Origin of the sequence: Sorangium sp. So ce1153, assembly GCF_051521595.1 — a bacterium.
GTDB lineage: Bacteria > Myxococcota_A > Polyangia > Polyangiales > Polyangiaceae > Sorangium.
In genome coordinates this window covers 408,066-420,013 of sequence record NZ_CP150361.1, presented here as the reverse complement: position 1 = coordinate 420,013, position 11,948 = coordinate 408,066, and the positions used below count along the sequence as shown (strand labels likewise).

Sequence of the window (11,948 nt, the reverse complement as noted above, 5' to 3'; positions counted from 1 at the left end):
CCGCGTTGGGCAAGCGCGCCTGCAGCGCTCGCCGCGGTCGGGCCTTTGTGGTGTGGACGAGCGGTGAGGGCGATCGCGTCCGCCGCCTCGCTCCCGTCTCCCGCTGCGACCTCGTGGAAGGGTGCGCCGAGGAGGCGCTCGCGCCGCAGACCGAGCCGGCGCGTCCCTTGCGCGAGCCCGCGGCGATCCTGATCGACGGCGCGGACGCGTACTGGGTCAACCGCGGCGCGGGCACGGTGATGCGCTGTCCGACCGCGGGCTGCCCCGGCTACCCCGAGGTGCTCGCCGAGGGCCTGACGCGCCCCGCGGCGGTGGCGGTGCAGGGCGCCTGCGTCTATGCGGTCGACGAGGCCAACGGCGGCCGGGTGGTGCGCGCGCCGCGGTGATGCGGTGATGGCGCCCGCCTCAGAGCATCTGGCCGCCTGACGCCTCGATCCGCTGGCCGGTGATCCAGTGGCTCTCGGGCGCGAGGAGCATCGCGACCGCGCCGCCGATGTCGTCCGGCAGGCCCACCCGGCCGAGGGCCGTCTGGGCGGCGATCATCTTGTTCAGCTCGGCGTTGTCGCGCACGGCGCCGCCCCCGAAGTCGGTCTCGATCGCGCCCGGCGCGAGCACGTTGACCGAGATCTTCCGCGGCCCGAGCTCCTTCGCCAGGTAGCGGGTGAGCACCTCCACGCCGCCCTTCATCGCGGCGTACGCGGCGTACCCGGGGAGGGTGAGCCGCGCGAGCCCCGACGAGATGTTGAGGATCCGCCCCCCGTCCGCGATCAGCGGCAGCAGCTTCTGCGTGAGGAAGAACGTCCCCTTCAGGTGGACGTTCACGAGCGCGTCGAACTGCTCCTCCGTCGTCTCGGCGAAGCTCGCGTGGGCGCCGATGCCGGCGTTGTTCACCAGAAAATCGAGGCGATCGCGGCCGAACTTGCCGCCGAGCTCCGCCCTCACCGCCTCGACGAACGCGTCGAAGCCGCGCGTATTCGCGACGTCGAGCGCGAGGGCCGCTGCCTTGCCCCCCTTGGCCTCGATCTCCTTCACCACCTCCGCCGCCTCGGCCGCGTTGCCGCGGTAGGTGATGACGACGCCCACGCCGCGCTCCGCGAGGTGGAGCGCCATGCTCTTGCCCAGCCCGCGGTTTCCGCCGGTGATGAGGGCGACGGTGCTGCGCTTCGATGTGCTCATGGTCGGGTCCTTTCGATGGCGACGCGGCCGCTCGCCGCTGTCTGCGGTAGTGAATAGTCCTCCGATCCCGGTTGAGAAAGGCCCAGGGTTCCGACACACTGTTTCGCCAGGCGAAACAATGAGCATCGACCTGGAGTCGCTGAAGATCTTCGTGAAGGTGGCCGAGCTCGGGAGCTTCACGCGGGCTGGCGAGCACCTCGGCATGCCCAAGGCGCGCGTCTCGCTGCGGCTGAAGGCGCTCGAGGTGGAGCTCGGCACCCGGCTCCTCCAGCGCTCGACGCGGGTCGTGCGCCTCACGCCCGACGGGGAGGAGCTCCTCCCGCGGGCGCGGCGCCTCGCGCTCGAGGCCGACGACCTGGGCGCGATGTTCCAGGCGGCGAGGGCCCTGCGCGGGCGCGTGCGGATCGATCTGCCGGTGAACTTCGCGCGCGACGTCATCATCCCGCGCCTGCCCGAGCTGCTCGCGCGCCACCCCGCGCTCGAGGTGCTCCTCAGCACGACCGATCGGCGCGTCGAGCCGCTCCGCGAGGGCTTCGACTGCGTCCTGCGCATCGGCGCCCCGGGCGACCCGGGGCTCGTCGGCCGCAGGCTCGGCGCCCTCCGGATGATCAACTGCGCGAGCCCGTCCTACCTGCGCGAGCACGGCACGCCGCGCCGGCTCGAGGATCTCGAGCGGCACCTCGTCGTGCATTACTCGCTCACGCTCGGCGCCGACGCGCCGTCGTTCGAGTACCCCCACGAGGGCGGCTACCGCGAGCGGCCGATGCGCAGCGTGGTGACGGTCAACAACGCCGACGCCTACCGCGCGGCGTGCCTGGCGGGCCTCGGCATCATCCAGGCGCCGCGGGCAGGGATGCTCGCCAGCATCACCGCGGGCGCGCTCGTCGAGGTCCTGCCCGCCCTCACCTGCGCGCCCATGCCGGTCTCGCTGCTCCACACGCACGGCAGGAGCGTGCCGCGCCGCGTCCGCGCGGTGATGAGCTGGCTCGCCGAGGTGCTCTCTCCGCACCTCGACGCGATCGACGCGATCGACGCGATCGACGCGATCGACCGCTGACCCATGCTGCCAGACGTATCATCCTGCGCTGGCTGTGCGCACCCGAAGGAGGAACCGATGAAAGCCATCTGGAAAGACAAGGTCATCGCCGAGAGCGACGACACCGTGCTGGTGGAAGGCAACCACTACTTCCCCGCGAGCTCGCTCAAGCGCGACTACGTGACCGCCAGCGACCACCACACCGTCTGCTCGTGGAAAGGCACGGCCAGCTACTACTCGCTGTTCGTGGACGGCGAGCTCAACCCCGAGGCGGTCTGGTACTACCCCGACCCCAGGCCCGAGGCCGCGATGGTGCGCGACCGCGTCGCGTTCTGGAAGGGCGTGAAGGTCGTCGACTGACGCGGCGGCTCGCGCGCTGATCGCGGTCAGCCCGGCGGCGCGCGGCGCGGGCGGGAAGCCGCTTGCTCGAAGCCGCCGGCCGCGGGTTAAGCTTGCGGCCGATGGAGCTCACGCCCGCCTTCACCTATCCCGCGCAGGTGCCCGTGCTGCTGCGCCAGCAGGGCTATGCGGTGCTCAGCCCGCAGGGCGTCGCCGAGCTCACGGGCTGCGCCCTGCGCGATCTGCACGCGCTGCGGCCCTCCTGGGACGACCTGCCGCAGGACCGCTACCTCAAGGACGGCGGCCACTACCGCAGCCGGCGGCATTCGTGCTTCGTCGTCGAAGGCGGCGCGGTGCGCCAGGCGCCCCATCGCGCGCACTGGCAGCCCGTCGAGTACAACGCGCTGCACGGCGGCATGCAGCGGTGGTTCGAGCCGATCCAGCCGCAGGTGGTGAGCCAGCCCGCCTGGGCGGGCCTGCTGCGCGCGCTCGGGCGGGTCGCTTCCGGCCTCAAGGGCGAGCAGCCCTGGTTCGTCGAGGCGCACCAGTTCCGCATCGATACCGAAGGGGGCATCGGCCGCCCCACGCCGGAAGGCGCCCACCGCGACGGCGTGGATCTCGTGGCGGTGTTCCTCGTCGGGCGCGAGCGCATCAAGGGCGGCGAGACGCGTGTCTTCCAGGCGGACGGGCCCGCGGGCCAGCGATTCACGCTCACCGAGCCGTGGAGCCTGCTGCTCCTGGACGACGAGCGCGTGATCCACGAGACGACGCCGATCCAGCCCGCCGGCGAGCCCGGCCATCGCGACACGCTGGTGATGACGTGCCGCGCGGGCGGCTTCCAGGGCGCCTGAAGCGCCGGGGCTGGCGCCCGCTCCGGACGTCTCGTCAGCGCGTCGCGCGTCGTCCGCTCAGCCGCCCGGCGTCTGTGCCTTGAGCAGGTACAGGCGCGTGAGGGTCCCGTTGACGAGCGCGCTGCCCTCGAGCTCCTGGGCCGCGCGGATCTCCGCGTTGATGTCGTTCACCGTGGTGAGCAGCCGATCGGAGCGCTCCCTCGAGAGCGACACGACCGCCGGCAGGATGTTGTTCACCGGGAGCTCGTCGGACTGGCTCATGAAGAGATAGATGTTGCGGACGCTGTTCATGAAGCCGGGGTCGCCGCCGGCGCCGGTGAGCAGCGACTCGCCGCCGTAGAGGAGCGAGCGCAGGGCGTCGTTCTGCTCGAGCGAGAGCGGGAAGCCGAGGGCCACGTACGATTCCCAGAGCCCCTTCGAGCCGGTGAGCTGGTTGCCGGCGGCCTGGATCGGATCGCCGAGCTGCGCGAGCTTGGTCGCCACCTGGCCGTAGAAAACGCGCTGCAGCTCGTCCAGCTTCCGCTCCACCCCGGCGCGCGCCTGGTCGAGGAGGGCCGAGGTGGCCAGGAGCCGGCGCGAGGAGAGCGCGCGCTGGTTCCAGACCGCCTCGGTCATGTAGTACTCGGGCGTCCAGGTGGCGTCGGGATCGAACGGCGGATCGTAGCTCCTGATGAGCCGGGTCTGCCGCGTGCTCGTCGTGAACAAGATCTCGTGGACCGCCGTCGCGCCGTAGTTCACCCGGACCGCGAAATCGAGCCGGAAGGTCCAGAGCCGGCCCCAGGGGACCTCCGCCGACTTCTCCCAGGTCCAGCTGGCGTGGATGCACGGCTTCAGGTCGGAGAGCCCGCCGAGGTTGTCCGCGATCAGGAACGGCGCGAGCGGCGCATAATCGGCGGCGAAGGGGGCGAGATCGAGCTCGAACGACTCCCGGCCGTCCTTGAAGGTCTTGTTCCGGCACGACCGGAGCGGCTTCTGTCCCGCGAGGTCGTGCGCGGTCGGGACCTGGTCGGCGCCGCTCCACAGATCGACGCCGTGGAGCTTGAGGCTCGGAGCGGCCTCGAACGTCGTCTCGAAGCTCGCGATGGCGTCGCGCAGCGCGGTCATCCTGCCGCGGTAGTGGTCCGACAGCCTCCGCATCAGCGCGGGTGAGGCGATCCGGTCGAGGCCCGCCGCCAGGTCCTCTCCCGCGTCGATGACGCGCTCCAGCCGGTCCGGGTCGATCCGGCCCGCGTGCTCGGGCCACTCCTCGCCGAGCTGCGCATAGCTCTCCGCCGCCGTCATCCAGGTGAGCGGGTTGGCCAGCCGCTCCGACGACAGCCGCGAGAGTCCGAATTTGACGGCGGAGAGCTCGCTCAGATAATTGATGTTGGTCGCGAGCGGGTAGTTGCCGATCTCGGTCGGTATCTGCGCGTCGTCGAAGCTCCGGCTGGCCGGGCCTGCCTGGATGGCGTCCTTCGACGTGAAGTAGCTCCAGGTGTAGAAGCGGTTCTCGCCGTCGAGGAAGGTCGGGCTGTACGCCATCTCGAGCCCTGTGCGCTGCTGGTAGTTGAGGAAGCCGGCGATGCCCTCCACGAGCGGCTGCCGCTCCGCCGCGTCGAGGAAGGCGTAGATGTTGCGATCCAGCCGGTTGAGGTCGGCCTGCAGGGTGAACAGGGCGAGCTGCACCTCCTCGAGGTCCACCTCGAGCTCGCCGAGCTCGAAGTTGATGTGCTCGAACTGCTCCATCACCGCGTCGTAGATGCCGTTGAGCTTCCGATCGAGGCGATCGAAGCGCGCGTGCATCTCGGTGCGGACGTCGACGACGAGCTCGCGGATGTCGCGCAGGTTCTGGAGGATCTTCTGGTTGATCGACGGCTTGTCTTCCCTGTTGAACAGCGAGACGATCTGGAAGACAGCCCCGATCAGGTCGCCGGTGAGCACGGCGGCGCCGATGACCTTGAAGCCGGTCTCGCCCAGGTTCAGCAGGCCGACGAGCTTCGACGCCGTCTCGATCGCGCCCTTCGATTGCTTCGAGAAGGTGTCGAGGAGGATGGATGTCGTCTTGCTGAGGAGCTCGATGTCGCTCGCGAAGTCGGGGTCGTTGGACATCGACGCCAGCTTCGCGGCGAGCCCCAGGGCGCCGGTGGCGCCGGACTTCACGCTGTCGAGCTTGTCGGCGAGCTGCTTCTGCTTCTTCGTGGCGTCCTCGATGGCCTTCTTCAGCTTGGACTCCGCGTCGCTCGCGTCCCCCGCGGCGAGCGCGGACGGGCCGGCGCTGGCCGCGCCCACTGCCGGCCTGGAGCTCCGGTACTGCTGCTCGGCGGCGTCGAGGGCGAAGAGGTTGTCCGCGTAGCCCCGTGTCTGCGCGAGCGCCGCGCTGCCGGCCGCCTCGATCAGGGTCTCCACCGCGCTCTGGCTGGCGGTGAGGCTGCCGTCCGCCTGGACGTTGGCGAGCACGAAGCTCCGCAGCGGCTCGACCGGGTGGACGCCGAGGATGAGGCTCGCCGGGTCGCTGGTCCGCACGGCGAGGCGCTGCTGGACGACGCTGCCGTCGACGGCGGCGGAGAGGGCGCCGCTCGCCCGCGCCGCGGCGTGGAGGCGCTCCCAGCACCCCTCGCGGAACAGCTGGGCCGCCCCGTGCTGGTCGTGGAGCGAGTCCAGGGGCGACACCTTGCGGACCTCGTCGAGGTCGCTGCGCAGGGCGGCCATGTAGCGCCGCGCCGTCTCGCGCAGCGCGTCCGCGGGCGCGCCGCTGCCGAGCCGGGGCACCATGCGGGCGATCGTCCGGCTGATGAAGCGCATCTCCTGGCCGCTCAGGTCGTGCAGCGCGTTCGGCTGGCTCGCCTCGAGGGTCGTCCACATCGCGGCGATGGCGCTCTGGTACTCGGCCGCCGAGAGCCCCGGGTGGCGCGCCGCGAGCCGGCTCGTGGCGTCGGCCAGGAGGTCGAGCCCTGGATCGTTCACCTTCGCGGCGGCGGCCGCGTACGCGACCCGATCGAGCTCCGCCGCGGGGAGCACCGCCGCGGTCGTCACGAGGGCCGACCGCGCCCGGCCCGTGTCGCCGCGGCTCTCGGCGTCGGTCGCCCGCGAGGCGACGGCATCGCCCGCCTCGGCGTCGAGATCGTCGGTGTCGTGGGGCGGGGCGCACGAGACGCCGGCCGCGACGAGGAGCGCGGCGAGGGACGTCAAGCGGCGCGGCGGCGGGCGGCGGAAGGAAAACGTGGGGCTCTGGGGAACACGGTCGATGCGAGGGCTCATGTCGATTCACCTCTTCCGGCGCGGGGGCCGGAGAGAACGGGGGTGTCGTTGCGCGAGGTCGTGGCGCGACCTCGTTGTGCGAGGTGACTGCACGCCCCGTTCCAGCTCGCTCCGGGGCGCGCTCGGGGCGGCGGCCACAGCGCCTTGCGCTGGCCCGTCACGCGAACCGCCGCGTGCCGCGCCGCTGGCGGGCGTTCTCCGGGGCGATGGGGTCGAGCGGGGGTGTTGCGCAGCGCCGTGCGCGATGAGCGAGCGCTTGCTCAACTGTGAACGAGCGCCCCGGGTGACGGCGCTCCGGTCACTGGCCCATGCCCACCGGACCGGCGACGAGCCCCGGTCGCCCTCGCCAGGAAAGGGGCCGCCATCTCTGATGTACAATCGCGAGAATGCGAATGTCATCGTCGCTTGCCCCGGCACAACGCTCTGCCAAGCCAGCCTTTCTCGCCGCTGATGCAGGAGAGAGCCTCCAACACCTCAGGTGTCGAAGGCGGCCATGCGCTCGACGCTCAGCGCTCCTCGGCCATCGTCGAATGGCTGATGGCGCAATGCTCGCTGTCTCCCGGGTGTGCGGGCGGTCTTTCGCGATGTTGCTGAACCCGTGCTGCAGGTTGGCCGGGCTCGCTCCGGGGCTGACCCCGCCCCGCTGGTGACGCTCGGGCTGCCGGAGACGGCGCGCTCGTTCCAACCCCGTTCGTGATGCCGCCCACCCCCCCGCGGAGGAGGGCCTGTCCTCTCGCGACCGCGCTCACCTCTCGGCTGACGAGCCGCGAGCCGCGTACAGGGCCCCCGGTCTCCAAGCATGGATCGTGTTCTCCGCATCTCCACTTCAGCTCGGCGTGAGTCTCCACTACAGATCTGCATGGTTGTATTGCACACCACCTTGACAGGCCGGTCGTCGATGTGATGGCCTGTTATGGAGGTCGCGCATGTATCCAAGGCTTCCTACCGCGTCGCGTCGCTCCCGTGGAGCCGGCACGGGGATCGCCTGTCGCTGCCGACGCATGCGTTGCCCCCGGACGAGCCTGCTCGTGGGGCTCGCCTCCCTGCTCTCGTGCTCGCCGGCAGCGCCCGAGCACCCCGAGGGTGCGGTCGTCATCGGCGCCCTTTTGCCCTTCTCCGGTAGCGAGTCGGCCATAGGCCGCAACCTCGAGGAGGCGATGTTGCTCGCGGTTCACGACCTGAACGCCGCGGGCGGGCTCGACGGGAAGCCGTTCGACCTCGTGCTCAGAGACAGCCATTCTAGCCCGGAGCGAGGGTCCGATCAGCTGCTCGAGCTGATCTACACCGACCGCGTCGCCTACCTGGTGGGGCCCGAGGAGAACCAGCTCGCGCTCCAGATCGCGCCGGACGTGAAGGCGCGCGATGTGTTCCACATGTTGCCCGGTTACGCCGCGCCCTTCGGTGTGCGCAGCGACCCGAGGGGAGGCTCGATGCGTCTCGCCCCTTCCCCCTTCGCCGTCGGCTGCGTGCTGGCGAGATCCGCCGTTCGCGAGGGCGTCGAGACGGTGAATAGCCTCGCCGCGCAGGACGACTACAACGCCAGCGTCAGCAGCGAGTTCACGACCATCTTCTCGTCGCTCGGGCGGAGGGTCCTCGCCTCGGTGTCGTTCACGTCTGGCGAGCAGACCTATACGGACAAGATCGAGTCCGCCTTCGCCGCGCACGCCGGCCGCACGCTCCTGGCCGCCTATCCCGCCACCGCCTCGACCATCGTGACCGAATGGACCGTCTCCGGACGCCCGGGCACCTGGCTCCTCGGCCCGGCGCTGCGCACCGAGGTGCTCCTCGCCAACATCCCCAAAGGCACCCTCGATGGACATCTCGGGGTCTCGCCTTCGCTCAGCCTGCGGAGCGAGTGCCGCGTCGTGGACGAGGGCCAGGAGACGGTCGACTGCACGACCGGGAACGCCGAGGCTTTCATCGGGCACTTCTCCCGCAGGTGGGACGAAGCGCCGCTGCCCGCAGCCCACTTCTATTACGACGGCGTCGTCCTCATCGCGATGGGCCTCGCGTACGCACAGGCGGCGCGCGGAGCGCTCCCTTCATCCGCATACGAGCTGAAGAACATCATCCGCGAGCTGAGCAGCCCAGACCACGAAGCGGCCTCGTGGCGAGACCTGGGGGCGGCGATGGCCGAGCTCCGCGCGGGGAGCCCTGTCCGATACGTCGGGGCAGCCGCCGAATACGAGTTCGACGAGCAAGGGGCGAACCAGCATGATTTCATGCAGACGTGGACCGTCGACGGCGACGCCTTCGTCGATCTCGCCCCCGTTCCCGTCCCGTGCAAGCCCGGGCGATGAGCTCGCCCCAGGATCGAGCTGCGCGCAGGGGTACCGCGCGCGACCGAACGAAGCCACATGTCAGGAGGGGTCTCATGACGATGACTGGACGGATCTGGACGGCGGCCTTCAGCCTCACGCTGATGACGGCGGCCTGCGGCGCGAGCGACACGACCGACGCAGGGCCGGAAGCCAGGCCGATCGAGCGGGAGCCGGTTCCCCAGAACGAGTTCACTCCGGTGGAGGTCGAGGCGACCATCGACAATCTCGTCGCCGAGATCAACGAGAACTCGATCCAGCCGATGCAGCTGACGGTGTTGATGAAGTCCCTCCGCGGCTTCTTTGCGCCGATCGCCACGGGCGCGAAGCGCGCCATGGGGGAGCTCAGCGCCGCCGGGAGGGTAAGGGGGAACGTGCTCGGGCCCACCGAGTACTCGGGCGATCAGCAGAAGGACATGGAGCTCCAGACTCTACAGATAGAACAGGCGGTGGCGGAGGGCGCCGAGGGGATCGCCATCTCGCCCTTCGGCGAAGGCAACGTGCCCTCTCTCGACGAGGCTGCCGCGAGCGGGATCCCCGTGGTGACGCTCGAGACCGACCTGGCGAGCTCCAGGCGCTCGATCTACGTCGGGATCGACAACGATTCTGCCGGGGCCACGGCAGGGAGGACGCTGCTCGCCATGCTGCCCGAGGCCCCGGGTACGGTGATGATCCACGGCACCGACGACCCGACCTGGGTCGATGGCGTGGCCCGAACCCAGGCTGCCCAGCGCGTGTTCGAGGAAGCCGGCTACGGCGTGCTCGTACACCCGATCAACTTCATGGACGAAGCCGAGGACATCGCGTCGATGGGCGCCGAGATCGAGGCCGCGGACCCGCCCGTCGTGGGCCTGATCGGCCTCTTCGCCGTCTCGTACCGGTGCCCGGCGGCTGCAGACGCCGCGGGCGCGACGGACCTCCCCATCGTCGGCTTCGACTTCGAGCCGGAGACCGTGGGCCACATGCGCGAGGGTCGCATCAAGGCCACGCACGTCCAGCGGCAGTACTACACGGGGTACCTCGGGCCCTATATCGCCTACGGCATCAAGAACATCGGACTCGACGCGACCAGGGCGGTCCTCGCGCCGCAGCTGGTCGGAGAGAGCCGGTTCGACCTCGGCGTCGACGTCGTCCCGGCGGAGAAGGTCGACGCCTTCAACGACTTCCTCGACTCGATCGGCGCGGAGCAGTAGCGGTGTCGTGACGCGGGGAAGCCCTCGCTCGGCGCTCGCTGCTCGGCGCTCGGCGTCAGCGTTGCTCGAACCCTGGCGCAGGCCCGCCGTGCGGTCGCGTCGGACCGCACGGAGGGCAGATCGCGGTACGCGTCGCCGGCGGCGTCTCACCCCGCCGGCGTCGCGCTACCTGCAGGAGCCGGTCTCGATGGAGTGCGGGCGCACCGAGGTCTTCTGGATGCTGTTCGGGTCGGTCACCGCGACCTCGCGGCCCCAGCCGGTGAGCCCCGCGAAGGTCCCGTCGGTCGTCATGTCGAACGGCCCGTCGTCCTTGCAGTCGCCGTTCTCGACGGCGCCCCACGACCAGGCGAGCCACCCCACCTCGAGCTCGACGCTCTTGGCGAGGAGGGTCTTGTAATCGAACGGGTGCTGGCCGCACTCGTACACGGCGTGCTGCGCGAACTCGCCGACCATCAAAGGCAGGTTCAGCGCCACGGACTCCTCGAGCTCTTTCGTGATCGTGGCCCCGCTCCCGTCCGTCCACCACATGTGGACGCTGAGCAGGATGTTGGGGTCGTGCGCGACGAGCGCGGGGCCGACGGCCTGGAGCTGGTCGATGTTCTGCCCCCACTTGGAGGCGTCGATGATGAGCGGCACCGTGATGCCAGCCTCGCGCATCCGGGTGATCGCCTGCTTGTAGCCCGCCTCCCACGCCGCGTTGTCCACCTGGTCCCCGACCTCGTTGCCGATGTTCACGAGCAGGTTCTGCTCGTGCTTCTTGATCACGGCGACGACGTCCGAGCGCGTCCAGTAGTCGACCAGGGTCGGCAGGAGCTCCCATTTCCCCGTGGCGTCGTGCAGCTCGACGATGGGGATGAGCTTCTGCGAGAGCGCGTTCGTGATGGCCTGATCCAGCCCCGCCGCGGATTCCGTGGCGAGCCAGACGATCCGCACCGTGTTGGCGCCGGTCTTCGCGATCTCCTCGAACTCCGGCAAGCCGTCGGGCCCCGATGAGAGCCACACGACCATCTCGTTGACGCCCCGGAGCAGCACCTTCTCGCCGCAGCGGTCGTGGAGGAAGCGGCCGCGCACGGAGAACCCCGTCGACTCCTCGACCTCCCCGCCCCCGGCGCCCGTGCCCGTCGTGGCGCCCGTGCCTGTCGTGGCGCCCGTGCCGGTCGCGGCGCCCGTGCCGGTCGTGGCGCCCGTGCCCGTCGTGGCGCCGCTGCCCGAGGCGTCGCCCCCGGAGCCGGACGTGGCGCCGGTGGCCCCGCCGCCGGTGCCGGACGCGTCCCCGCCCGCTCCGGTCGTCTCCTGCCCCGAGCCCTGCTGGTCGTCCGAGTCGTCTCCGCAGCCCACGGAGAGGCCCAACGCCATGAGGGCTGCACCGACCCAACCAGCTACCGACCCATGAAGAACGCGCATGGTGATCTCCTTTGCCTCTCTCCTGATTGCACCTGCGGACGTACAGCCTCGATCGTGCGTGCTCTCACGGCGACTCCTGCTCCTTCTGCAGGCTGCCAGGAGCCCTCGCGCCCCGCGCCGCGTCGCGGCCTTCGCGCGGGTCACCCTCGACAGGGCCAGGCCTGAGAGGGACGCACGGCGAGGAGAGGACCCATTCCGTCCGCGGGTCGACAAGAAACCAAGAAACCAAGAAACCAAGAAACCGCGCACCCGGCCGCGCATGCACGCGCGAGCTACCCCTACGACGTGATCCGAGGTGCGAGGGAAGTGCCCCAAGGAGAGCACTTAAACGGTTCAGAGTCCAGCGCTTTGAAGGGGCTGCCCGCCATCAGAGCCACGGCAAATTTACCGCCGG

At 70.4% G+C, this 11,948-nt stretch carries 9 protein-coding genes; 6 read left to right on the top strand and 3 right to left on the bottom strand.

Annotated features, from left to right (window positions below):
- Positions 1–50 precede the first annotated feature (50 nt).
- Complete coding sequence (locus WME85_RS01490; protein WP_437834595.1) at positions 51–386, top strand: hypothetical protein; 336 nt, start codon at positions 51–53, stop codon at positions 384–386.
- Positions 387–405: 19 nt separating this feature from the next.
- On the opposite strand, the gene WME85_RS01485 is transcribed toward WME85_RS01490, so the two are convergent.
- Entirely contained in the window at positions 406–1,176 is a 771-nt protein-coding gene (locus tag WME85_RS01485) for an SDR family NAD(P)-dependent oxidoreductase (RefSeq protein ID WP_437834592.1), read from the bottom strand.
- 118 nt (positions 1,177–1,294) lie between these two features.
- Here WME85_RS01485 and WME85_RS01480 point away from each other — a divergent pair, with 118 nt between their 5' ends.
- The 3 genes from WME85_RS01480 to WME85_RS01470 all read left to right on the top strand — a co-directional run bounded on the left by WME85_RS01480 (position 1,295) and on the right by WME85_RS01470 (position 3,402).
- Complete coding sequence (locus tag WME85_RS01480) at positions 1,295–2,233, top strand: LysR substrate-binding domain-containing protein (RefSeq protein ID WP_437834589.1); 939 nt, start codon at positions 1,295–1,297, stop codon at positions 2,231–2,233.
- 57 nt (positions 2,234–2,290) lie between these two features.
- Positions 2,291–2,572: a DUF427 domain-containing protein gene (locus WME85_RS01475; RefSeq protein WP_437834586.1), complete on the top strand. Its 282-nt coding sequence runs from the start codon at positions 2,291–2,293 to the stop codon at positions 2,570–2,572.
- Between the two features lie 101 nt (positions 2,573–2,673).
- Positions 2,674–3,402, top strand: coding sequence for a 2OG-Fe dioxygenase family protein (locus tag WME85_RS01470; RefSeq protein WP_437834584.1), 729 nt, complete (start codon positions 2,674–2,676; stop codon positions 3,400–3,402).
- 57 nt (positions 3,403–3,459) lie between these two features.
- Here WME85_RS01470 and WME85_RS01465 read toward each other — a convergent pair whose 3' ends face one another.
- A complete protein-coding gene (locus WME85_RS01465; protein WP_437834581.1) occupies positions 3,460–6,639 on the bottom strand; it encodes a hypothetical protein in 3,180 nt (1,059 codons plus the stop codon).
- 1,001 nt (positions 6,640–7,640) lie between these two features.
- Between WME85_RS01465 and WME85_RS01460 the strand changes: the two genes are divergently transcribed.
- Positions 7,641–8,939, top strand: a complete 1,299-nt coding sequence (locus WME85_RS01460; RefSeq protein ID WP_437834578.1) for an ABC transporter substrate-binding protein — start codon at positions 7,641–7,643, stop codon at positions 8,937–8,939.
- A 74-nt stretch (positions 8,940–9,013) separates the two neighbouring features.
- Positions 9,014–10,150, top strand: coding sequence for a substrate-binding domain-containing protein (locus tag WME85_RS01455; RefSeq protein WP_437834575.1), 1,137 nt, complete (start codon positions 9,014–9,016; stop codon positions 10,148–10,150).
- Positions 10,151–10,315: 165 nt separating this feature from the next.
- Here WME85_RS01455 and WME85_RS01450 read toward each other — a convergent pair whose 3' ends face one another.
- Positions 10,316–11,506, bottom strand: a complete 1,191-nt coding sequence (locus WME85_RS01450; RefSeq protein WP_437834572.1) for a cellulase family glycosylhydrolase — start codon at positions 11,504–11,506, stop codon at positions 10,316–10,318.
- Between the last annotated feature and the right edge of the window lie 442 nt (positions 11,507–11,948).